Origin of the sequence: Streptomyces sp. NPDC015346 (assembly GCF_043078785.1) — a bacterium.
Lineage (GTDB): Bacteria > Actinomycetota > Actinomycetes > Streptomycetales > Streptomycetaceae > Streptomyces.
Window position 1 is genome coordinate 115,353 of sequence record NZ_JBIBTW010000011.1, and the last position, 22,805, is coordinate 138,157.

16 protein-coding genes are annotated in these 22,805 nt (G+C 72.9%); 10 read left to right on the forward strand and 6 right to left on the reverse strand.

The window, feature by feature from the left end; translation table 11 throughout:
- Positions 1-15 precede the first annotated feature (15 nt).
- From ACF06X_RS31650 to ACF06X_RS31680, 7 genes are all read left to right on the forward strand, one after another.
- Entirely contained in the window at positions 16-2,190 is a 2,175-nt protein-coding gene (locus tag ACF06X_RS31650; RefSeq protein ID WP_392290740.1) for a heavy metal translocating P-type ATPase, read from the forward strand.
- Between the two features lie 174 nt (positions 2,191-2,364).
- Positions 2,365-2,787, forward strand: coding sequence for a cupin domain-containing protein (locus tag ACF06X_RS31655; RefSeq protein ID WP_392290741.1), 423 nt, complete (start codon positions 2,365-2,367; stop codon positions 2,785-2,787).
- A gap of 78 nt (positions 2,788-2,865) precedes the next feature.
- Positions 2,866-3,348: a hypothetical protein gene (locus tag ACF06X_RS31660; protein ID WP_392290742.1), complete on the forward strand. Its 483-nt coding sequence runs from the start codon at positions 2,866-2,868 to the stop codon at positions 3,346-3,348.
- Between the two features lie 209 nt (positions 3,349-3,557).
- Positions 3,558-5,120 (forward strand): hypothetical protein, encoded by a 1,563-nt coding sequence (locus tag ACF06X_RS31665; protein WP_392290743.1) that lies wholly within the window; start codon positions 3,558-3,560, stop codon positions 5,118-5,120.
- Between the two features lie 268 nt (positions 5,121-5,388).
- Positions 5,389-7,224 carry a sigma-70 family RNA polymerase sigma factor gene (locus tag ACF06X_RS31670; RefSeq protein WP_392290744.1) on the forward strand — a complete coding sequence of 612 codons (1,836 nt, stop codon included), beginning with the start codon at positions 5,389-5,391 and terminating at the stop codon, positions 7,222-7,224.
- Positions 7,225-7,314: 90 nt separating this feature from the next.
- Positions 7,315-8,928 (forward strand): phospholipase D family protein, encoded by a 1,614-nt coding sequence (locus tag ACF06X_RS31675; protein ID WP_392290745.1) that lies wholly within the window; start codon positions 7,315-7,317, stop codon positions 8,926-8,928.
- 63 nt (positions 8,929-8,991) lie between these two features.
- Entirely contained in the window at positions 8,992-9,441 is a 450-nt protein-coding gene (locus ACF06X_RS31680; RefSeq protein WP_392290746.1) for an HD domain-containing protein, read from the forward strand.
- A 56-nt stretch (positions 9,442-9,497) separates the two neighbouring features.
- Here the strand turns inward: ACF06X_RS31680 and ACF06X_RS31685 are convergent, their stop codons facing one another.
- Entirely contained in the window at positions 9,498-10,301 is an 804-nt protein-coding gene (locus ACF06X_RS31685; protein ID WP_392290747.1) for an endonuclease I family protein, read from the reverse strand.
- A gap of 357 nt (positions 10,302-10,658) precedes the next feature.
- Here ACF06X_RS31685 and ACF06X_RS31690 point away from each other — a divergent pair, with 357 nt between their 5' ends.
- Together ACF06X_RS31690 and ACF06X_RS31695 are read left to right on the forward strand one after the other, a co-directional pair.
- Positions 10,659-12,227 carry a polysaccharide lyase family 1 protein gene (locus ACF06X_RS31690; RefSeq protein ID WP_392290748.1) on the forward strand — a complete coding sequence of 523 codons (1,569 nt, stop codon included), beginning with the start codon at positions 10,659-10,661 and terminating at the stop codon, positions 12,225-12,227.
- A gap of 187 nt (positions 12,228-12,414) precedes the next feature.
- The gene (locus ACF06X_RS31695; RefSeq protein ID WP_392290749.1) at positions 12,415-13,089 is read left to right on the forward strand and encodes a lysophospholipid acyltransferase family protein; all 675 of its coding nucleotides are present in this window, start codon (positions 12,415-12,417) and stop codon (positions 13,087-13,089) included.
- Here ACF06X_RS31695 and ACF06X_RS31700 read toward each other — a convergent pair.
- From ACF06X_RS31700 to ACF06X_RS31715, 4 genes are all read right to left on the reverse strand, one after another.
- Entirely contained in the window at positions 13,086-14,723 is a 1,638-nt protein-coding gene (locus ACF06X_RS31700) for a cation acetate symporter (RefSeq protein WP_392290750.1), read from the reverse strand. The two genes, ACF06X_RS31695 and ACF06X_RS31700, sit on opposite strands and share 4 nt — an antisense overlap.
- Positions 14,720-15,001, reverse strand: a complete 282-nt coding sequence (locus tag ACF06X_RS31705; RefSeq protein WP_392290751.1) for a hypothetical protein — start codon at positions 14,999-15,001, stop codon at positions 14,720-14,722. Before ACF06X_RS31705 ends, ACF06X_RS31700 begins: the two co-directional genes overlap by 4 nt.
- Positions 15,002-15,179: 178 nt before the next feature.
- On the reverse strand, positions 15,180-16,406 hold the full coding sequence (locus tag ACF06X_RS31710; protein WP_392290752.1) for a PucR family transcriptional regulator: 1,227 nt from the start codon (positions 16,404-16,406) through the stop codon (positions 15,180-15,182).
- Positions 16,407-16,653: 247 nt separating this feature from the next.
- Positions 16,654-17,076, reverse strand: a complete 423-nt coding sequence (locus tag ACF06X_RS31715; RefSeq protein WP_392290800.1) for a CBS domain-containing protein — start codon at positions 17,074-17,076, stop codon at positions 16,654-16,656.
- A 585-nt stretch (positions 17,077-17,661) separates the two neighbouring features.
- On the opposite strand from ACF06X_RS31715, the gene ACF06X_RS31720 reads away from it, so the two are divergent.
- Positions 17,662-22,347, forward strand: a complete 4,686-nt coding sequence (locus ACF06X_RS31720; protein ID WP_392290753.1) for a cation-translocating P-type ATPase — start codon at positions 17,662-17,664, stop codon at positions 22,345-22,347.
- On the opposite strand, the gene ACF06X_RS31725 is transcribed toward ACF06X_RS31720, so the two are convergent.
- Positions 22,338-22,796, reverse strand: coding sequence for a MaoC family dehydratase (locus tag ACF06X_RS31725; RefSeq protein ID WP_392290754.1), 459 nt, complete (start codon positions 22,794-22,796; stop codon positions 22,338-22,340). The genes ACF06X_RS31720 and ACF06X_RS31725 overlap by 10 nt on opposite strands.
- Between the last annotated feature and the right edge of the window lie 9 nt (positions 22,797-22,805).

Consider the following 22,805-nt stretch of genomic DNA (forward strand, 5'->3'; position numbering starts at 1 on the left):
GTGACCGCCCCCGCCGTGACCGTACGCTCCGTCGCCACGGGCCGGGTCAGACTGACCGTCCCCTGGGTGAGGGCCCGCCCCGGCAGCGCCGGACTGGTCGACGAGCGCCTCACCGGGATCGACGGCTTCCGCGCCCTGCGGATCTTCCCCCGCACCGGAAGCGTCATCGTCTGGGTCGCGCCCGACCGTCTCGACACGGACGCCCTGATCGCCGCCCTCGAAGAGGCCCCGCCCGCTTCCGCGCCCGCCAGGCCCACCCGCTCCACACCCGACTCCTCCACCGGTGAACTCGCCCGGCTGGTCGTCGGAGGGGCCGTTCTCGCGATCGTGGCGTTCCGGCGCCTCCTCGGCCGGCCGCGCATGACGGTCGGCTCGTCCGGGTTCCTCGGCGCGGTCACCGTCTTCACCGGTCTGCCGTTCTTCCGGGGCGCTCTGCGCTCCCTTCGCGGCCGCAGCCATCCCGGCACCGACAGCCTGGTCACGGCCGCGACCGTCATCTCGCTCGTCCTGCGCGAGAACGTCGTGGCCCTGACCGTGCTCTGGCTGCTGAACATCGGCGAGTTCCTCCAGACCGTCACCCTGCGCCGCACGCGCCGGGCCATCGAGGAACTGCTCACCATCGGAGAGGAGCGGGTCTGGCTGGTACGGGACGGTGTCGAGGTCGAGGTGGCGCTGGAGGACGTCGAACCGGGCGACGTGGTCGTGGTCTACGAGCACCACCGCATCCCCGTCGACGGACACGCCCTCTCCGGCGAAGCGCTCGTCGACCAGGCCGCGGTCACCGGTGAGGCCCTGCCCGTCTACGCCAGGGAGGGCTCACACGTCTACGCCGGTACGATCGTCACCTCCGGTTCCCTCACCGTCCGGGCGGAGTCCGTCGGGCGGGACACCACGGTCGGCCGGATCGTCAGCCGGGTCGAGGAGGCCCAGGCCGACCGGGCCCCCATCCAGACCGTGGCCACCCGCTTCACCCAGCGCTTCGTCCCCGTCTCCTTCGCCCTGGCCGCGCTCACGTACGCCGCGACCCGTGACGCCAGGCGGGCCATGACGATGCTGCTGATCGCCTGCCCCTGCGCGGCCGGCCTCGCCACGCCCACCGCCATCAGCGCCGCCATCGGCAACGGAGCCCGCCGCGGCACGCTCATCAAGGGCGGCACCCATCTGGAGGGCGTCGGCCGGGTCACCGCCGTGGTGTTCGACAAGACCGGAACCCTCACCTTCGGCCGTCCGCTGGTCACCAGCGTGGTGACCCTCAGCGACCGCTTCACCGCCGACCAGGTGCTGAGCCTGGCCGCCTCCGGTGAACTCCACGCCCGCCACCCGCTCGCCCAGGCCATCGTCGCCCAGACCGAGGAACGACACCTGCACGTGCCGATCCACCAGGCCTGCGAAGTCGTCCTCGGCATGGGCATGCGCGCCGAACTCGACGGCACGCGGCTGCTCGTCGGCAGCCCGGCCCTGCTGCGTCAGCACGGCGTCGACCTGACCGAGGAAGCGCAGGGGTGGACCGAACGCCTTCGCGGCGGCGGCGAGACCGTCATCTGCCTCGCCCATGACGAGGACCTGATCGGCATGCTCGGTGTCTCCGACGCCGTACGCGCCGGAGCCGAGACCGTCGTCCAGCAGCTTCGGGACCTCGGAGTCTCCCGCCTGGTCCTGCTCACCGGCGACGCGCCGGAGACCGCCCAGGTCGTCGCCGACGCCCTCGGTATCACCGAGGTTCACGCCCACGCCCTGCCCGAGGGAAAGCTCCAGCTGATCCGGGACCTCCAGGCTGAGGGGCACACGGTCGCCATGGTCGGCGACGGCACCAACGACGCCCCCGCCCTCGCGCTGGCCGACATCGGCATCACCATGGGCGAACACTCGTCGCACGTCGCCCTGGAGACCGCCGACATCGCCCTCGCGGGCAACGACCTGCGCCAGGTCGCCGCCGTCGTCGAACTCAGCCGGCACACCCTCCGGGTCGTACGGCAGAACTACGGCCTCGCCATCGGCGTCAACCTCGTCGGACTCCTGGCCGGCGCCGGGGGCTCCATGAACCCCGTCCTCGCCGCCCTTCTCCACAACACCAGCAGCATCGCCGTCGTCGGCAACTCGGCCCGCCTGGTCAACCACACACCCCACCTCCCGCGCCGGCCGGACGGCGCACCGACGCTCGCGCCCCTGGAGGAACGCAGGGTGCGGTAGGCGGATGTTAGATTCCCCTTCAACTGGCGTCCGTGATCGTGTCGGTTGCTTCGCGGGCGCGCTACCGGCGTGTTGACGGGGCGTCGGCGGGACGTCGGCGGGGCGCTTACGACGCCGGGCCTTTGGGGAGGTGGCCCGTCGGCGGTGGACGACGCCTAGCGGATGGTGGATCGCATGACAGCCGAAGACGGCGGCTACTCGCCCCCGGCCGACAGCGGACCGGTGCCGAAGATTCTCTTCGGTACGGGAACGCTGAAGGGGCTCGACCCGGAACGCGCGGGCGCGGTATGGCGGTTGTCCGAGCCCGGTCGGCAGCTCGACGCCAACATCGTCCGCCTTCCGCCCGGCCGACGCGTCGACGCCCACACCGAGCCGGATCTCGACGTCCTCCTCCTGGTCGTCACGGGAGACGCCACCCTGGTCACCGCCGAAGGGCCGGTCCCACTTGGCGAAGGCGCCCTCACCTGGCTGCCCCACGGCTCCACCCGCGCACTCGTGGCGGGCGAGCAGGGCATGTCGTATCTCACCGTCCACCGGCGCCGGCCCGGCATGCGGATCCGCCCCGCCTCCGCCGGCACGGGGCACGCGGCGCACTGACGTGCGTCCCGGCTTCGGCCCCGCTTCCCCCTGTTCCTTCGGGGCAACGGTCGGCCGTCGAGCCGCGTCTTTACGGGCATGATCGAATTGCTCGAACCCTCCGGCTCCGACGACCCCGGCGACTCCAACGACCCCGACGAGGCCGTCAGGCCTGGTCCGCTGTGGCGTCACGCCCTGTGGGCGGTGGGTGTCACCGCCGCCGGTGTGGCCCTCGGCTGGGCCACCGGCCTCTTCCGGATAGGCCCTGAGCAGTACGGACTGCCGTCCACCGCTCCGGGGAACCTCTGGCCCTATCTGGGCGCCTGGACCGCGACCGGCCTCGCCGTCGCGGTCGCGCTGCGGGCGGCCGCGGCCAGAGTGCCCCTCTACGCCCCGGGGCGGATCGCGCTCGTGCTCACGGCCCTGGGGACCCGGCTCTCCCTGGGCTGGCGGCCGGAGGCCATGGTGCTGGCCGCGATGGCCGCTGCCGCACTGACGGCGGCGCTCCTGTGGTGCGCCTTCGCGCTGCGCGGAAGCCGTGCGGGCGCACGCCCACCGGAGTCCTCGTCGAGCGTCGGGTGACGTGCCGGCTCCGAGCGGAACCCCCTCGCGCAGAGGTCGGAGAGCGCGGCACGGGCGGCCTTGTCGCTCCGTCGGCCCAGCACGGGCTTTCCCGGATGGCGCAGTGTCAGAAGCTGCGTACTAGTTGTAGGTAAGTGTGCGCTTTCTGGCACATCACGAGACAGCCACGGTGGACGCCTACCGGATGTTCCACGAACGGAGCCCGCGACATGACGCCCGATCTCTCCCACAGCAATCCGGCGGAAGACGACATAGACCAGACCGCCGGGCCCGCCAAGACGCCGGCCCACCGGTTCGCCGTCTCCGCCCACCCTCCGACCAGCCTGCCGAACATCCCCGCCCGGCCGACCACGCCGCCCGCAGTACCCGGCGTCCCGGTCGTGGCGGCGGCTCTGGCCGGCCCCGAGCACCCCGACGAAGCCGCCCGCCCGGTGACCGAGCGGCACGAGCCCGTGGTGGAGCCGATGCGCCCCGAGGAGGCGCCGGCTCCGGCTCCCGCACCGGCCCCGGCCCGAGCACCGGCGCCGCCCCCGGCCCCGGCGTTCCCACCCGCCGCCCCGGCACCGGCACCGGCACCGGCCGCGGCGCCGCCCCCGGCCCCGGCCGAGACCAAGGTCGAGGTCCAGGCGCCGGTCCCGGCCGAAGCCGAGGCGCCGCCCCCGGCCCCGGCCAAGGCGGAGGAACCGGTTCCCGCCGAGGACAAGGTCGAAGCCCGAGCGCCGGCCCCGGCACCCCCTCCGGCCCCCGCCCCGGCCCCGGCTGAGGTCAAGGCCGAGGTCGCTGGGACCGAGGTCAAGGCCGAGGCCAGGACACAGACCGAGCCCCAGACCCAGACCCGGGCCGAGCCCCAGACCGACACCGAAGCCGAGGCCGAGGCCGAGAACGGCGACGAGGCGGTGCACACCCTCCTGTGGACGGCGGCGACCGAGCGTCCGGTGGAGGAGGTCGCCTCCCTGGTCGCCCGGCTCAAGGAGACCGGACAGGTGTCCAGTCCCGCCGACGTGGCGCTCCGCGCCGCCGCCGTCTCCCGTCCCCTGGACGAGGTGCGGCAGCTGCTCGCGCTGCTCAACGCGTCGGGCTACGACCTCCACCAGGCCGAAACCACACTGCGCGCGGCGGCCGTGGGACGCTCGATCGAGGATGTGGTGCAGCTCGTGAACATCCTGGGCACCGACAGCAGCGACTGGCGCCCCATCAGCGGTGGCGGCGACGGCAAGGAGCGGAAGGCCGGGCCCGGCCAGGACGAGGGGGCGAAGGCCGACAAGGACGCCGTCCCCGTCCTCGACGCCGACCAGAAGCGCCGCCGAGGCGGCGAGAAGCGGTCCAAGTCGGTCCTGGACGGTGCACTGGCGACAGGCCCCGGCAGCCACACCTCCTCCCCGGCGCTCCGGTCGGCCCTGCGCTGGCCGGCGACGATCGCGCTGTTCGCCTGCGGCCTCATCCATGTGCCCATGGATCTCGCGGGCCTGCGCTCGGGCGGCAACGGGATGCTGTCCGTGGTCATCACCGTCCTCTGCCTGCTCTGCGCCGTATGGCTGGCGGTACGGGACACGCTGATCGTCTGGGCCGCCGCGGCGGGGCTCGCCGTCGGTGTCATCGCGCTCCACGGACTCGCGAGCGCCCGCACCGTCGATCTCCTGGACAGCAGCCTCGGCTCCACGTTCGCCTGGGCGAAGGCGACAGCCCTGCTGAGCGCCGTGGCCGTGGTCGTCATGGCCGGCTCGGCCGTGGTCCGTCACACCCGAACGACCAGCGCCCCGGACAGCGCCTGACGCGCGCCGGGCACGACCTGATGATCCACCCTCCGCCGGGCAGCCTCGGGCTGCCCGCGCGGACGCGTTCGGGCCCGGCCCGGGTGCTCCGCCCGTCGCGCCGGGCGGACGGAGGAGAGTCCCCGCCCCCGCGACGCGTCCCCTTTTGGCCACCGCGTAGGCTGCCGCGACGCGGATTTCTCGGCGTTTCCTGTTATCGGGTGGCGGCCCGCGCATCTCCCAGGTGTTGGGCATCGACAACAGGCGGGACAGGCAGATGAAACAGGGCATGAGCGGACAGAGCGGTACGGAACTGGTCAGGGCGGCGCAGGGCGGAGACCTGTGGGCGCAGGACCGGCTGATCGCCGCCTACCTGCCGCTCGTCTACAACATCGTGGGCCGGGCGATGAACGGCCACCACGACGTCGACGACGTCGTGCAGGAGACGATGCTGCGAGCGCTCGACGGGCTCGGCGGCCTGCGCTCCCCGGACAGCTTCCGGTCCTGGCTGGTGGCCATCGCCATGAACAGCATCCGCGGTCACTGGCACCGGCAGCGGTCCGGCTTCCCCACAGACGTCCTCGACGACGCCCGCGACCTCGCTCAGCCGGGCGCCGACTTCGTGGACCTGACCGTGGTCCGCCTGAACCTGTCCGGTCAGCGGCGCGAGACCGCCGAGGCGACCCGCTGGATGGAGCCGGACGACAGCGCCCTGCTGTCCCTGTGGTGGCTGGAGTGCGCGGGCGAGCTGACCCGCCACGAGGTGGCGGCCGCACTCGAGCTGTCCCCGCAGCACACCGCGGTGCGGGTGCAGCGGATGAAGGCCCAGCTGGAGGCCGCCCGCGTCGTCGTACGCGCCCTGTCGGAGAACCCGCTGTGCCCCACGCTCCGCTCCGAGCTCGGCGGCTGGGACGGCCGTCCCTCCGCGCTCTGGCGCAAACGAATAGCCAGGCACGCCCGCGCCTGCGCTCACTGCGCGGGTCTGTGGAGCGGCCTCGTCCCCGCCGAAGGCCTGCTCGCGGGTCTGCTGCTGGTGCCCCCGGCGGCGCTGCTGCTCGCGAGCGTCCGGGACAGCGCGGGCTTCGGACTCGCCGCCGCGGCAGCCTCCCCGCCGCCGACGCCGTACGGCCCCGCTGGAGCACACCAGGCAGGCGCCGCGTACGAGCAAGGCGGAGCGCACCGGCCGACCGGAACGCACGAGCCGGGCGCCGCGTACGAGCAAGGCGGAGCGCACCGGCCGGGCGGAGCGTACGAGCCGACCGGCGTGTACGAGACCGCCGTGTCGCACGAGCCCGCCGTATCGCACCGGCCCACCGCGTCGTACGGGCCCCAGGGCCCGGGCGACACCTCCGCCGCCGGCCCTCGCGGCGCTCGCAGGAGGCGGCGGCAGCAGCAGCGCGGGCGTCGCCGGGCGGTCGTCGCCGGGGCCGTCGCCGTGGTGGCGGTCACCGGCGGGTCCTACTCCGTGGTCAGCGGGCCCGACGGGACCGTGGACGCCGGGGAGGCGACCCGCGCCGCGGCGTCCGAGACCGTCCGGACAGCCTCTCCCGCCACGCCGACCACGGCCGACCCCACCCCCACGGCCGCCCCGTCGACGTCCGTGCCGCCCACCCGCACCGCGAGCCCCTCGCCGCGGCCGACCCGTACCGCGAAGCCCTCGCCCACGCGCACGACGGCCCCCCGCGCCGCGTCGCCCGCGCCCCGGCCGCCGCAGCCCGCCGCCGAGACCGGGGGCTCCGGTGCGAACGCCACCGCCGCCCAGCAGGTGATCGGCCTCGTCAACTCCGAGCGGGCCGAGGCCGGCTGCGGGGCCCTGACCGAGAACGCCCGGCTGGCAGAAGCGGCCCAGGGGCACTCCGAGGACATGGCCGCCCGCGACTTCTTCGACCACACCAACCCCGACGGCGAGGGACCGGGGGAGCGGGTCACGGCCACCGGTTACCGCTGGTCGACCTACGGCGAGAACATCGCGATGGGCCAGCGCACCGCCGCGCAGGTGATGGAGTCCTGGATGAACAGCCCCGGGCACCGGGCGAACATCCTGAACTGCTCCTTCAAGGAGATCGGGATCGGTATCCACCGCGACGGCGGCCCCTACTGGACGCAGGTCTTCGGCGCCCGCTGAGCCGCGCACCCCCCGAGCGTCGGGGCGGGACCCCTCGGCGGACGCGTGGGCGGGACGCGCCCTGGGTAGCCGCACGCGGAGGAGGGCGCCGTGACGTACGCAGACTGGCTCCTGGCCGCCGACGAACGAGGCAACACCGCGACCCGCCTGGACCGGCGACACCCCCAAGGGCAGGCCTGGTCCGACGGCAACCTGGCACGGCCCCTGGTCCACGGCGCCACGTACTTCGCCGAACTCCTGAAGGCCGTGAACGCGATGCGCGCGGGTGATCTGCTGCTGTTCACCGACTGGCGTGGCGATCCCGACGAGCGGCTCGACGGGCCCGGCACCGAGATCGGCAGGGTCCTGGGCCGGGCGGCCGAGCGCGGCGTCATCGTCAAGGGCCTGCTCTGGCGCTCCCACCTGGACAAGCTCCACTTCAGCGAGGAGGAGAACCGCCACCTCGGGGAGGAGATCGAGCACGCGGGCGGCGAGTGCCTGCTGGACATGCGGGTACGGCCGGGGGGCTCGCACCACCAGAAGATGGTGGTGCTCCGCCATCCCGGCCGGCCGGAGCTCGACGTCGCCTACATCGGCGGGATCGACCTCTGCCACAACCGCAACGACGACGCCCACCACCGGGGCGACCGCCAGCCGGCTCCCATGGCCCCCGAGTACGGCCCCCATCCGCCCTGGCACGACGTCCAGCTCGCCCTCCGCGGCCCGGCGGTCGGCGATGTCGAGGCCGTCTTCCGCGAGCGGTGGGAGGACCCGGCGCCGCTCTCCCGCAGCCCCCTCACCCGTCTGCGCGCGCGGCTGCACCACGAGGACGAGGACGCGGGCGGCCTGCCCCCGCAGTCGGCCGATCCGGCGCCCTGTGGCACGCACACCGTGCAGGTGCTGAGGACCTATCCCAACCGGCTGCTCGGCGGCTACCCCTTCGCGCCCGACGGCGAGCGCAGCATCGCGCGGGGATACCTGAAGGCGCTGCGGCGGGCCCGGTCGCTGATCTACCTCGAGGACCAGTACCTGTGGTCGCCGCGTGTGATCGCCTGTTTCGCCCAGGCGCTGCGCAGACATCCGGGGCTGCGGCTGATCGCCGTCATCCCCCCGGTCCCGGAGCAGAACGGCCGGCTCACCCGCCCCATGAACCTGATCGGAAGGATCACGGCCCTGGACGAGCTCCGCCGCGCCGGCGGGGACCGGGTCGCGGTGTACGGCCTGGAGAACCACTCCGGCAACCTCGTCTATGTGCACGCCAAGGTGTGCGTGATCGACGACGTGTGGGCATCCGTGGGCTCCGACAACGTCAACCTCCGCTCGTGGACCCATGACTCGGAGCTCAGCTGCGCCGTCCTCGACCGGAGCGCGGACCCCCGCCCGCCCCTCGACCCGGCGGGACTGGGGGACGGAGCCCGCACCTTCGCCCGGGACCTGCGCCTGGAGCTCATGCGCGAGCACCTGGACGCCCAGGACGCCGGCCCCTGGTCGCAGGACGCGCTGTGCGATCCCGAGGCCGCCTTCCGCGCCTTCGAGGAGACGGCCGCGGCCCTGGAGGAGTGGCACGACGGCGACCGCCGCGGTCCACGGCCGCCCGGCCGCCTCCGCCGCTACGCACCGCCCGAACTCCCCAGGATCCAGCGGCTCCTCGCCACCCCGCTGCACCACGTCCTGGTCGACCCGGACGGCCGTCCGTTCATGATGCGCCGCCGCAACGCGTTCTGACGGCGCGGCCGGCCACTCGCCCCGCCCCGCCCAGCGCCCCGCCCCGACCCGTACAGTCGAGGCATGCCGCACCTCACCCTCGCCCAGGTCGAAGCCCTCGCCGTCGCCGCCCACGCGGGCCAGACCGACAAGGCGGGCCGCCCGTACGCCGAGCACCTGCGGGCGGTCGCCGAGGGGGTACGGGCGCGGGGTGGGACCGAGGATCAGATCGCCGCCGCCTGGCTGCACGACTCCGTCGAGGACGACGCGCTCACCGCCGAGTGGCTGGAGAACGCCGAACTGCCCCGTGCGGTCAAGGACATGGTCCTCGCGCTCACCAGGCGACCGGGCGAGGAGACGGCGTCGTACGCCCGCCGCATCCTCGCCGTCCCCGGCGCGCTCCTCGTCAAGGAGGCCGACCTCGCGCACAACGCGGACCCGGCCCGCCTCGCCGTCCTCGACGAGCCGACCCGGGACCGCCTGACCGCCAAGTACGCCTCCGTCCGCGCACTGCTCGGACTCACGGCCCCCTGAACGCCGGAACCCCACCGCTCAGCGGGCCGTCGGCCGAGGCCGTCGTCGGAGGCCGGCTACCAGATCGCCTCGATCCACTCCGGGTGGTCGATGAACGGATTGCGGTTGCCCTGGTACGTGCCGTAGATGATGTCGTTACGGCGTTCCTCGAAGGCGCTCGGCGGGTCCTGCTCGTTCCACTGCTTGAGGATCGAGAGGCGGCCGTGCCACGGCACGCTGCCGTTGCTCGTCGACTCGTTGGGCTCCAGGTCGGCCCAGGCGTCGTCGCCCTCGTAGCGGACGGCCATGTAAAGGATCATGCGGGCCACATCGCCCTTGTCCGCGTTGCGCGGCTCGAAGGAGTTGCTGTCCGTGTAGCTGCCGGTCGCGCCGCTGACCGGGCTGCCGCCGTTGTCGAAGTCCTTGTTGCCGCGGATGCTGTTGACCTGGACGTCCGCGGGGCGCAGGTGGTGCAGGTCGGTGCCCGGCCCCGCCGAGGTGCCGAAGCTGCCGTGGGACTGCGCCCACACGTGCTCGCGGTTCCAGTCGCCCACGTCGCCGCCGCTCAGGGCCTTGCTGCGCGAGGTGCCGCTGTACAGCAGGATCACGTTGTTGGTGTTGTTCGGGTCCTGGTCGGTGACCTTCAGCGCGTTCCAGACCGCGTCGTACGAGATCTTGCTCTGGCTGCTGATGATGGTGTGCAGCGAGGACTTGAGGCTCGTACCGGTCTTGCCGATCGCGTTCTTGTAGTACGTGCTGTCGTAGGCGGTGGTCGTGGCGCTCGCGGGGGTCGCGGCGACCGTGGGAAGGGTGAGGCCGAGGAGGACGGCGGATATGGCTGCCGCCAGCGCCTTCCATCTGCCTGTCCGGGCAACGGACATGGGGGTGCCCTTTCTCGGGGACGGCACGCGTCGAATTCCCGGCACCCGCTCAACGGCACCGGGTTCTACGCGTGTTGATCTGTCGTCACCGGGAGAGTGGCACGGGGTGGGGGCCGGCTGTGTAACCGCGAGAAGGCTTTTTCGTGACGTTCTCGCATACGGCGCAACCTCGGGCCGTCCCCAGGTCAGGGGTGTACGCCCGACGCGTCGGCCGACGGAACCCGGACCAACTGCCTTGTGCCGTCTGGCAGTTGCTCATTTCCGTACGTGCGCGAACCTTGTCGGCTCCGTGGGGGCCGCCCTATTGTCACCTGACAGTAAGCGCTTTCCATTCAGGGTACGAGAGGCGAGGCGAAGATGAAGCGACCAGTCGCACGGCGACTCTCCGTGGCACTCGGCACGATGGCCCTCGCGGCCGCGACCGGTGTGGTTCTGGCGACGCCCCAGGCGTCGGCGGCGACCGGCGGTGCCACCGGATACGCGACGCAGAACGGAGGAACCACCGGCGGTGCCGGCGGGCAGACGGTGCGGGCGACCACGGGGACCGCGATCCACGCGGCCCTGTGCGGCCGGGCCGGCAGCAGCACCCCGATCACCATCCAGGTCGAGGGCACCATCAACCACGGCAATACCAGCAAGGTGTCGGGCACCAGCTGCAACACCGCCGACGGCGTGATCGAGCTCAAGCAGATCAGCAACGTCACGATCGTCGGAGTCGGCGGCGGAGCCGTCTTCGATCAAGTGGGCATCCACATACGCGAAGCCAGGAACATCATCATCCAGAACGTGACGGTACGGAACGTCAAGAAGTCGGGCTCGCCCACGTCCAACGGCGGTGACGCCATCGGCATGGAGAGCGGCGTCCGCAACGTGTGGGTGGACCACGTCAGCCTGGAGGCGTCGGGCGGGGAGTCGGAGGGGTACGACGGCCTCTTCGACATGAAGGACAACACCCAGTACGTCACCCTGTCCTACAGCACCCTGCGCAACTCCGGCCGCGGCGGTCTCGTCGGGTCCAGCGAGAGCGACCTCTCGAACAGCTTCATCACGTACCACCACAACCTGTACGAGAACATCGACTCCCGCGCACCCCTGCTGCGGGGCGGTGTCGCGCACATGTACAACAACTACTACGTGAAGCTGAACGAGTCCGGCATCAACTCCCGCGCCGGGGCCCGGGCCAGGGTGGACAACAACTACTTCAAGGACTCCAAGGACGTCCTCGGCACCTTCTACACCGACGCGGCCGGATACTGGCAGGTCAGCGGCAACACCTTCGACAACGTGACCTGGTCCGCCCGCGGCACCGACAACAACCCGGCCGGCCCGAACCCGCAGTCCAACACCACCGTCAGCATCCCCTACCCCTTCAGCCTCGACGTGGCCGGCTGCGTACCGGACGTCGTGAGCCGCATCGCCGGTGCCAACAAGGGTCTGCAGGAGTCGAACGGCACCTGCTCGCCGCAGACACCGGCCCCGACCACCCCCGCGCCCACACCGTCACCGACCACCCCGACGCCGTCCCCCACCACCCCCACGCCGGGACCGACCCAGCCCGGGGGAAGCAACCTCAGCATCGGCGCCGGCTCCGACGGCTCCAGCAAGGCCGACGGGACGAGCTACGGCAACGTGCGCGACGGAGACATGGCCACCTACTGGTCGCCGGCCGGTTCGACCGGCCTGATCTCGATCAAGTGGGGCACCGCCACCACCGTATCGAAGATCAACATCCGGGAGGCGGCAGGCTCCGCGGGCGGCATCAGGTCCTGGCGGGTCGTCAACGCCGACACCGGCGCCGTCCTGACCTCCGGCAGCGGGGCGGGCGTCATCACCGTCCCCCGGACCTCGCTGAACAAGATCACCTTCGAGATCACCAGCTCGACCGGCACACCGAAGGTCGCCGAGTTCGAGACCTACGCGAGCTAGCCGGCGAAGCGTCGGACGGTGTCCGGGTGCGGCCGTGCCGATGCGGCCGCACCAGCCTGTCGGCCCTGCCGGCCCTGTCCGGTCTGGGTACGGCGCACGCGCGAAGTTGAGTACGAGAGCTCACCCCGCCTGTCCTCGCGCCGCCGACGATGAGGAACGACACCGTCGACACAAGGGGGAGAGCCAGATGCTCAGCCGCATCGCCGACATCCTGGTGCCCGCGGTCGGGCGCCTCGCCGTGACCGTGGACGACCGGGCCGAACTGGCGCCCGGCAGCATCATCGCCGCGAACCACACCTCGCTCGCCGACCCCGCCATCGTGCTCGCCGCCCTCCGCCGACTCGGCGTCTCGCCCGTCGTCGTGGCCGCCGCGGGCCTGTGGCGCATCCCCCTGCTCGGCCGGGCACTGGCCCGCGAAGGGCACATCCCCGTGATCCGCAACGATCGACGGGCCTCGGACGCCCTCGACCTCGCCGCGAAGGCACTGGAAGAGGGCCGCCTCGTCCTCATCTACGCCGAGGGCGGCATCCCCAGCCGCCGCGACGCCGGCGAAGAACCTCCCCGCGCCTTCCGCAGCGGCCTCTCTCGTCTGGCCGACCGCACCGGCGCTCCCGTCGTTCCGGTGGGTCAGGCCGGGGCCCGCCGGGTCACCTCGGGCAACGCGGCGAAACAACTCGCCGGCGTGGCCACCGCGCCGCTGCGCCGACCGGACCTGCACGTCCACGTGGGCGCACCCCTCACCTTGACCGGGGACGGCGCGGCGCGCACGGCGCAGGCCCACACCGCGGTGACCGCCGCGTGGCGAACGGCGGCCGACCGCCTCGGTTCCTCGCGCCGGAACGCGAGAACACCAGAACGCTAGAACGCGTCGGCCGGCGTACGTCCACGCTGCCCACCACCAGCGGGTGGAGCGCCGCGCCGCCTCGACCCCGCAGCGCCCACACTGCCCAGCCGGCCGAGGAGGAAGGCGACGGGCATCGACACGAGGACGACCGTCTGGAGCGGGAACCAGTCGAGGTGCCAGTCGGGGAAGAGAGCCAAGGGGTTGCCGGAGAAGACCGGGCCGGACAGCTGCAGCCCGACGGCGCAGCCCAGACCTCCGTACAGCGTCCAGAGCAGCCCGGTCCGGGTGTAGCGCTTCCAGAAGAGGGAGTACACCAGCGCGGGAAGGAGAGAGGAGGCGGCCACCGCCAGGGAGAGAGCCGTCAGGAACAGGACGTTCCACCCCTGGACCCCGACCGCCAGGGCGATGCTCAGTACGCCGACACCCGCGGACGCCAGGCGTGCGGCGGCCACTTCGCGGCCCTCGGTCGTCCGCCCGCGGCGCAGGACATGGGTGTACAGGTCGTGGGCGATCGTCCCCGCGGCTGCCAGGGTGACGCTCGCGACGACGGCCAGCGTGGTGAGAAAGATCCCTGAGGCGACCAGGACGACGAGCAGCGCCCCGCCGGTGTCGGCGGCCGAACCGCCCGCCAGTTCGCTCGCGAGCATCACCAGGGCGCCGTTGCCGCCCGGATCGGCGGCCAGGATCGCCGGTGCGCCGATCAGCGCGGAGGCCGCGAAGCCCATGAGGGCCGTGGCGAGGCAGAACACCGCGACGATCGTGAGGGTGTGGCGCACGGTGCGGCGGGCGGTGGCGGCGTCGGGAGCCGTGCCGACGTGCAGGGCGACATGGGGCAGGCAGGCCACGCCCAGCACGATGGTGACCATGAGCCCGACGAAGTCGAGGGTGGCCGCCGGCTCGCCGCTGCCGGCGAAGCGGAGGCCGGGACGCAGGTAGGCGGCGGGCCGGCCGCTTCCCTGTTCGGCCGCGGCGATCAGGGAGTCGGTGCTCCAGTGGAAGCGGTGGAGCAGCACGGCCGAGACGGCCACGGCCACACCGACCAGGACCACCGTTTTGATCACCTGGATCACGACCGTACCGCGCATGCCGCCGAAGGCCGTCGTGCAGACGACGAGAGCGCCGATCATGACGACGGCCGTCTTCTCGATGCCCGGACCGGACAGACCGAGGAGCGCCGCGGTGGTCACTCCGGCGCCGGAGAGCTGCACGACCAGATAGGGGACACACGTGCAGAGGGTGACGACGGCGACCGCGATCCGCACCGCGCGCCCCGGGGTCCGCAGGGCGAACGTGTCGCCCAGCGTGTAGCCGGCGCGTTCGCGCAGGGGCACGGCGAGCAGGAGCAGGACACTGAGGGAGAGCACCGTGCAGAGCGCGATGAACAGGCCGTCGTACCCGAAGACCGCGACGCTTCCGGTGGTGCCGAGCACGGTGGCCGAGGAGAGGTAGACGCCGGAGAGCACGAGGGCGCCCCGCAGCGGTCGCAGGGTGCGGCCCGCCGTGTAGAAGTCGTTGACGCGGTCCCGTTCGGGGCCGCTGAGGACGCACAGGAACAGGACGGGGACGATGAACGCCACGAAGGCGGCGAGAACCAGGGCCTGGGTGTCCCTGTCCAGAGCGCCCGGCGCGGCGAGCGGGATCACGGAGGTCATCGGTACTCCCCCTGCTCGTGCGCGGTACGGCGCCCGCCCTGACGTGGCTCGTCATCCGCACGGCGGTCGAAGCGCGCCGCCGTCCACACCAGCAGGACGGCCTGGAGGAGGAGCGCCGGCAGGCCGATGCCGGTGCCACCCCGGGCGGAGGCGGCCAGGAGGTCGGCGGCGAAGCAGGCGAGCACCAGATGCGCGGCGAGGGCCGCTCCGTTGACCACGGCGAAGGACAGGCCTGGACGGCGAGGCCGGGAGGGACGATGGGCGTGCGGGTGGGTCATAGCCGTCTCTCCTGGCGGGCCTGGGCGCGGTGGGTCGCCTCCGAACGAGGCTCACCACAGCACCCGGTCCCTCGGCTCGTCCATGCGCTTCGTCCGCACCGGTGTCCGTTCCCAATACGCGACAGGTGGGGCTGTGCCGGTGCCCAGCCGACACGAGGGGCGGAAGGGGCGGGAGTGTTCAGCCGGTCGCCGCGGCCGGTCCCAGCAGGCGGTGCGCGTCGAGCGCGAGGGTGAGCTGCACCAGGTCGCGGGGGCGGGAGAGCGCGAGGCCGGTGATCTGCTCGATACGGCGCAGGCGGTTGAGCACGGTGTTGCGATGGCAGAACATGTGCCGGGCCGCCGCGACGGTGGAGCCACCGCTCTCGATCCAGACGCCTATGGTGTCGAACAGCAGGTCGCGGTCGGCGGGTTCCAGCTCGTACAGGGGCCGTAGCACCTGCTGTACGAGTTCGGTGGACAGGTCGGGCCGCGAGACCAGCAGCCCGTCGGGCAGACGGGAGTCGAGCCGGACGACCTCTCCGTCGCCCCGGCAGGTGCGCAGGGCGAGTCCGGCCATGTCCCGCGCGCGGGCCAGACCCTCCAGGCCGGGGACGACCGGGCTGATCCCGATGCGGAGCCCGGGGCCGGCGACGAGTCCGGAGGCGAGCGCGTCGAGGGGACGGTCGCCCAGGTGGGCGACGAAGACGGCCCGTCGGCCCCAGGCATGCCGCAGGACACGGATCCCCTTGATCTCCGGAGTGGCCGGGGGCACGCGACCGTACGGCGGTGTCGCCTCCGCGACCGCCACCGCGAACCGTCCGGCGAGCGGCAGATCGAGGACGCCGGCCGCGTTCCGGGCGAACTCCGGTTCGGGGCGCGTCTCCAGCAGCGCGGCGAGGATCAGGCGGACACGCTCGGCGTGCCGGCCGGCCACACCCTCGACGACCTGCCGGTAGGCGTCGGCGACGAGGACGGCGTCGCGGTCGTTGCTCTTCCACACCAGCTCGGCGACGTGCACCAGTCGGCGCATGTCGCCCAGGCCGTCCCGCTCCACCACGCCGATGATCCCGCTCCAGACTTCGGAACCGGCGACACGGAAGGCGTGCAGCACCTCGTCGAGGGGGCGGCCCTGCTCCGCCCGCCGTATGCCCAGCTCCCGGGTGAACCGCTCGACGTCCACGATCCTGCCGGGATCCACCCCGGTCTCCAGCCCGTGGCGGACGCCTGTTCCCACGGTCTCGCGCACGTCGGGCGGTGCGAGCACCGGATCGGCGTAGTACGGGATCTCCGCGCGGACTCTCGCCAGGACGGCGTCCGTGAAATCCGTGCCGTGGCCGAGAAGCCGCCGGCACGCGCGGTCGAGGAGCTGGGCGGAGGAGGGGTCTGTGGCGCTGCCCGGGACGGGACCGTGGTGCGTGGACGGCATGGACGCTCCTGGTGGACGGGGGTGCATCATGCTAAGCGGTCGGTCAGGAGCGGGTGAGGTCTCGGCCGGATCGTGATGTTTCCGTAGGGCGGCGACGCCGGTGGCGCGGGACGACCACGGAAGGCGGCCCGCTCGCGGGTGTACCGCCAACGGGCCGCCTCATCGGCCTCGGCCATCCGTACTCGGTCCGTACTCCGTGCGGACTCGGTCCGTACTCGGTCGGTACTCCGTCCGTATCGGTCCGTACTCAGTCCGTCGAGAGGGTCTCCAGGAGGTCGCCCACGCTCGTGTCGGGCAGGGCCCGGGCCACGTCGGCCAGGGCGACGATCCCGACCAGGGTGTGACCGTCGATCACCGGCAGCCGCCGGATCTTGTGCGCGGCCATGGTGCGCAGGATCTCGCCCGCGTCGTCGTCGGCGCCGATCGTCACGGCCTTGCCCTGGGCCAGGTCGCCGGCCTTCACCCGGGCGGGATCCTTCCCCGCGCCGAGGACCTTCACCACGATGTCGCGATCGGTCAGCATGCCCTTGAGCCGCTCGTCGGAGCCGCAGATGGGCAGGGCGCCGACGCCGAGCTCGGTCATCTTCCTGGCCGCGTCCAGGATGGTCTCCTTGGCGCGGACGCAGGTGGCGTCGGGCGTCATGATGTCCCGCGCCGTGATCGTCTCCATCGTCTCCTTCTCGGTCTCCTCGTCCTCGCTCTCCGCGGCCGGCATCGTCCCCGGGTGCGCGGCGCCGTCGGGCTGCGGCTTGCCGGTGAGGACCCCGCTGTGACGCAGGGCGGCGTAGCCGACGCCGAGGCCGATGGCGACCGGCCATTCGATGACGTCCGCGGCTCCCAGGACGCCCAGCCCGAGGTACAGCGGTAGTCCTCGTTTGGCGGGAAGGACCCGCCGGGCGGCGGAGACGGGGAGCAGGGCGGCGTTCAGGGCACCGTTCGCCACCTGGCCGGCTGACGGGATGGTCAACGTGACCGTCCGCTGATGGGGGGTTCGGGTCGTGGAGGTCACGGCTATCGCCTCGCCTGTCCGATCAAGAGGATTCGTCCACTTATCAGTAGGTCTATCCCGTATCGCCGTTTTCATGGGTTTCGATCAGACTGCTTCTGAAATAGTTCGTCACGCAGTCCTCGGAGTCCGCGGAGTCCGCAGACTTCGCACACTTCGCGGACTACGTCAGAGTTCGCATCGGCCGCACTGATCGGGGAGGCACGGCTCATGCCACCGGATCCCGCCTCGGACACAGGAACGACGTCCTTGCTCGGTTCCCTCGTCTCGGAGGTCTCCTCCCGCGTGGTCGCCGGGGCGCGCGCCGCGTGGGGGATGGCCGAAGGGCTGCTGGAGGGGCCGCGCCGCGAGGTGTGGTGGAGTCCGGAGCGCTGCTACATCGCGCTGTCCGGTGTCCAGGGCCCCCAAGGCCCCGCCGTGGCCCGTCGCGTGCAGCGGACGCTGGAGCGACATCCGGGCGTGCGGTGGGCGCGGGTCAACGCGCCCATGGAGCGGGTGATCATCGCCGTCGGCTCTCCCCCTCCACCCGAGAGCGAGCTCGTGGCGCTCGTGGAGCAGGCCGAGGGCGACCACGCCGCGGAGGACGAGGCGTTCGACGAATGGCATCCGGAACCGCATCACCCTGCCGAAGGCCCGCCGTTCCCCGCGGTGCCGGCGCTGCTGGCGGACACGCTCGGCCTCACGCTCGTCACCCTTCGGAAGGTGGCCCCCTGGTTCGGGCTGCCGCCGGAACTGGCCGGCGTCCTCGACGGGCTTCGCAGCCACCCCCGGCTACGGCATCTGCTCGAGGACCTGAGCGGCGGCGAGCCGGACGACTCGGTGCTTCCCGTGGTCGCCGCCCTGGTCCAGGGTGTGACCACGGGCGGCGGAGGGCTCGCCCTCGATGTGCTGCAGCGCCTCGCACTGTGGCGGGAGGCCGGCGCGGAACGTACGGCGTGGCGCGAGGGCGAGGCCCGGCTCGTACGCGGCCCGGAGGAAGCCGCCGCCGACCCGGTGACCGTCGGCCGGGCCGGCCCGTCGCCCAAGGACGACACCGACCGCTACACGGAAAGGTCCATGGCGGCAGGCCTGGCCGCGGCCCTGGCCGTGCTGCCGTTCGCCGGCCCCCGGCGGGCGATCGCCGTCGCCCTCTCCTCCGTACCCAAGGCGCCCGCCGCGGGCCGCGAGGGTTTCGCCGCCAGCCTCGGCCGCCACCTCGCCCTGCGAGGCGCGGTGACCATGGACCGTACCGCTCTACGACACCTCGGCCAGGTCGACACCATCCTCCTGGAGGAAAAGGCGCTGCGGGGCGACCGCTACGAGCCGGTCGATCTGGAGCTGCTCAAGGACGCCGATCCCGAGCAGACGGTCGAGCGTCTTTTCGCGCTCTACGACGCCGACGCGCCCCTGGCCGTCAGGCGCGGCGAGAAGTGGACGCTGGCTCCCCTGGACGAGCTCGATCTGGAGAAACGTGCCGGCCGCAAAGCCGCGAAACGGCTGCGGCGGCGAGGGAGCGAGAAGATCCTGGGACTCGCCCACGGGCGCCGGCTCCACGCCGTGGCCGGCCTCGCCACTCCCTCGGCCCCCGGCGCCGAAGCGGTCGCCGCGGCCGCGCGACGGGCCGGCGCGCGCGTCGTCGTGGCGTCCGAGCAGGCCGCGTTCGACCAGGCGTCCGACCAGGCGTCCGATCAGACGTCAGGCGAGGCGTCGGGCGAGGCGTCGGGCGAGGCGTCGGGGAAGGCGTCGGGGAAGGCGTCTGGCGGGACGGCCGGGCGGGCGTCCGACCGGGCGGCCGACCGGGACGTGAGGAAGCCCTCGTACGCCGACGCGGTGGTGCCGGGCGGCGACCGGCTGGCGGATTCGGTACGAGCTCTGCAGGCCGAGGGAGCCGTCGTCCTGCTGATCTCCGGCAACCGCCAGGCGCTGGGCGTGGCCGACTGCGCGATCGGCGTGCACAGACGGGAGGAGTACACCCCCTGGGGAGCCCACATCCTGGTCGGGACGGACCTGGAGGCGGCGGGCCTGATCGTCGACGCGGTCGGTACGGCCGCCGTGGTGGACCGCGACAGCCACCACCTGGCCGCCGGCGGCAGCGGCATCGGCGCCATCGCCGCCTCGCAGGCACCGGCCTGGCGGGCGACCGCCCGGGTCCTCGCGGTGAGCAACACCGCCGGCGCCGTGGCCTTCTGCCTGGGCGTCTGGCGCGCCCGGCAGCTCCTGAGCCGTCCCCTCGCCCCACCGGTGAGCAGCGTCCCCTGGCACCTGATGCCGGCCGACCGCGTGCTGCGGCGACTGGAGACGCGGGCGGAGGGGCTCACCGCCCAGGAAGCCGCCGACCGCACCGCGGAGGCGCAGGCCGGCAAGCCGACGAAGCTCACCCTGCCCTTCGCCTTCGTCGAAGAACTGTCCAATCCGCTCACCCCGATCCTCGCCGCCGGCGCCGCCCTGGCGGCGGCCGTGGGATCCCGGACGGACGCGGGTCTGGTCGCCGCCATCACCGGCATGTCCGCCCTCGTCGGCGGCTTCCAGCGGGTCCGCACCGACCGGGCCCTGGAGGAGCTCTTCGCCCAGTCGGCCATCGGGGCGCGCGTGCGACGCGACGGTCGCGAGCGGCTCGTCACCTCCGGTGATCTGGTTCCCGGCGACATCGTCATCCTCGGGCCCGAGGACGTCGTGCCCGCGGACTGCCGTCTGCTGGAGACCGAGGGCATCGAGGTCGACGAGTCCTCCCTCACCGGCGAATCCCTCGCCGTCAGCAAGGACCCGGCACCCGTGGTCGCGCCGGACATCCCCGGCCGCCGGTCCATGCTCTACGAGGGCACCATGATCTCCTCCGGGCGCGCCGTCGCCGTCGTCGTGGCGACCGGGGCGGCCACGGAAGCCGGCCGCAGCCTGGCCACCGCACGTCAGGCCGCGCCGGAGACGGGCGTGGAGGCCCGGCTCTCCTCGCTCACCCGGTCCAGCATGCCCATCGCCCTGGGCTCCGCCGCCGCCGTGGCCCTCTCCGGCCTGCTCCACGGCCGGCCCCTCACCGACAACCTCGCCTCCGCCGTCAACCTGGCCGTCGCGTCCGTCCCCGAGGGCCTGCCCTTCCTGGTCAACGCCGCCCAACTGGCCGCCGCGCGCCGTCTGGCGGACATCGGCGCTCTCGTCCGCAACCCGCGCACCATCGAGGCCCTCGGCCGCGCCGATGTCCTCTGTTTCGACAAGACCGGCACCCTCACCGAGGGCACGCTGCGGCTCGCCGATGTCAGCGACGGCGACGGCGCCGTACCCCTGGACCGGCTCGACGCGCGGCACAAGGACATCCTCGGAGCCGCGCTGCGCGCCACGCCGCCCGCCCGCCAGGCCGAACCGATGGCCCATCAGACCGACCACGCGATCGTCGAGGGCGCCCGCCACGCGAACGTCACCACCCGTACCGGCGCGGCCCGCTGGCGCCGCACGGACGCCCTCCCCTTCGAACCGTCGCGCGCCTACCACGCGACCGTCGGCCACACCGCCGGCGGCGTCCTGCTCAGCGTCAAGGGGGCACCGGAGAACGTCATCGGCCGATGCGCCCGGCGCCGGCAGCGGCACGGCGCCGAGCCTCTCGACGACGCGGGCAGGCGGGCCCTCGCCACGGCCGCCGAGGAGCTCGCGGCGGCCGGACGGAGGATCCTGGCCGTGGCCGAACGGCGCATGGAACCGGGCGACGAGCTCATCGACGAAGCCGTGGAGAATCTGGTGTTCCTCGGCTTCATCGCGCTCGCCGACCCGGTGCGTACCAGCGCCGCCCCGGCCACCGCCCAACTCCACGAGGCCGGGGTGCAGACCGTCATGCTCACCGGCGATCACCCCGCCACGGCCGACGCCATCGCCTCCACCATCAGCGACGTCAGAGACCCCAAGGTCTGTACGGGCCCGGAACTCGACCAGCTCGACGACGACGCGCTGGACGAGCTGCTGCCCACCGTCGACGTCATCGCCCGGTGCAGCCCCGCCCACAAGGTCCGTATCGTCCAGGCCTACCAGCGACTCGGCCGGGTCGTCGCCATGACCGGCGACGGCGCCAACGACGCCCCCGCCATCCGGCTCGCCGACGTCGGCATCGCACTCGGCCGCCGCGGCACGCCCGCCGCCACCGCCGCGGCCGACCTCGTCGTCACCGACGACCGGCTGGAGACGATCGTCTCCGCCCTCATGGAGGGCCGCGCCATGTGGGCGTCCGTGCGCGCGGCGCTCGCCATCCTCATCGGCGGCAACCTCGGTGAGGTCACCTTCAGCGTCCTGGCCTCCGGCATCACCGGCACCACCCCCCTCAACGCCCGCCAGATCATGCTCGTCAACCTCCTCACCGACCTCGCCCCGTCCCTGGCCATCGCCATCCGCGAACCCTCCAGTCAGACGGGCGAACGCCTCCTCCAGGAAGGCCCGCACCGCTCCCTGGGCACCGCCCTCACCGACGAGATGTTGCTGCGCGGCCTCATCACCGCGCTGGGCGCCACCCTGGCCTGGGCCGCCGCCCGGCTGACCGGTCGCGGACGCCGGGCCGGCACGGTCGCCCTCGCCGCCGTCGTCGGCACCCAGCTCGCCCAGACGCTGACCGCCGGCGGCCTCGACCGCAACGTCCTGATCGCGGGACTGGGCTCCGCGGCCGTCCTCGTCGCCATCATCCAGACGCCCGGCGTCAGCCAGTTCTTCGGCTGCACCCCGCTCGGCCCCGTGGCCTGGGGCATCACGCTCGGCGCGATGGCCGTCGCCCTCCTCCTCGGACCCTCCCTGGCACCTGTCATCACGTCGCTCACCCGGGCGAAGCCGGATGCCGACGTGAAGGCCGATGCCGAGGGGGACGCAGACGCCGAGGTCCGCCCGGACGCCGACGCCGAGGCCCGCCCGGATGCCGGCGCCGAGGCCCGCCCGGATGCCGACGCCCGCGCGGACGCGGACGCCGACGTCGGCGCCCGTCAGGCGTAGTGGCGGTAGACCGCCTTCGCCACGCAGGCCGGCTTGGGGCTGCCTTCCACCTCCACGGTGAAGGTCAGCTCCATCTGGACGCCGTTGCCCTTGACCTCCTCCACGGAGTCGACCACCCCGTGCAGGCGGAGCTTCGCGCCGACCGGTACGGGGCTCGGGAAACGGACCTTCTCCAGGCCGTAGTTGACGCTCATGGAGATGCCGGTGATCTCCAGCAGCTCGCCGAAGAGCGGGATGATCAGGGACAGGGTCAGGTAGCCGTGGGCGATGGGGCCGCCGAAGGGGCCCTCCTTGGCCTTCTCCGGGTCCGTGTGGATCCACTGGTGGTCGTCCGTGGCGTCGGCGAAGGTGTTCACCCGCTGCTGGGTGATCTCGCGCCAGTCCGTGCGGCCGAGGTCGGCGCCGCCGAGGGCCTTGAGCTCGTCGAGGCCGTTCGCTGTCGTGGGCATGGGGATTCC

What these genes read in the sequence shown, in the direction of transcription:
- ACF06X_RS31700 (WP_392290750.1), bottom strand. Translation starts at nt 14,723, where the DNA reads ATGACCTCCGTGATCCCGCTCGCCGCGCCGGGCGCTCTGGACAGGGAC.
- ACF06X_RS31725 (WP_392290754.1), bottom strand. Translation starts at nt 22,796, where the DNA reads ATGCCCACGACAGCGAACGGCCTCGACGAGCTCAAGGCCCTCGGCGGC.
- ACF06X_RS31670 (WP_392290744.1), top strand. Translation starts at nt 5,389, where the DNA reads ATGAGCGGACAGAGCGGTACGGAACTGGTCAGGGCGGCGCAGGGCGGA.
- ACF06X_RS31655 (WP_392290741.1), top strand. Translation starts at nt 2,365, where the DNA reads ATGACAGCCGAAGACGGCGGCTACTCGCCCCCGGCCGACAGCGGACCG.
- ACF06X_RS31710 (WP_392290752.1), bottom strand. Translation starts at nt 16,406, where the DNA reads ATGCCGTCCACGCACCACGGTCCCGTCCCGGGCAGCGCCACAGACCCC.
- ACF06X_RS31680 (WP_392290746.1), top strand. Translation starts at nt 8,992, where the DNA reads ATGCCGCACCTCACCCTCGCCCAGGTCGAAGCCCTCGCCGTCGCCGCC.
- ACF06X_RS31705 (WP_392290751.1), bottom strand. Translation starts at nt 15,001, where the DNA reads ATGACCCACCCGCACGCCCATCGTCCCTCCCGGCCTCGCCGTCCAGGC.
- ACF06X_RS31660 (WP_392290742.1), top strand. Translation starts at nt 2,866, where the DNA reads ATGATCGAATTGCTCGAACCCTCCGGCTCCGACGACCCCGGCGACTCC.
- ACF06X_RS31715 (WP_392290800.1), bottom strand. Translation starts at nt 17,076, where the DNA reads ATGGAGACGATCACGGCGCGGGACATCATGACGCCCGACGCCACCTGC.
- ACF06X_RS31665 (WP_392290743.1), top strand. Translation starts at nt 3,558, where the DNA reads ATGACGCCCGATCTCTCCCACAGCAATCCGGCGGAAGACGACATAGAC.
- ACF06X_RS31690 (WP_392290748.1), top strand. Translation starts at nt 10,659, where the DNA reads ATGAAGCGACCAGTCGCACGGCGACTCTCCGTGGCACTCGGCACGATG.
- ACF06X_RS31695 (WP_392290749.1), top strand. Translation starts at nt 12,415, where the DNA reads ATGCTCAGCCGCATCGCCGACATCCTGGTGCCCGCGGTCGGGCGCCTC.
- ACF06X_RS31685 (WP_392290747.1), bottom strand. Translation starts at nt 10,301, where the DNA reads ATGTCCGTTGCCCGGACAGGCAGATGGAAGGCGCTGGCGGCAGCCATA.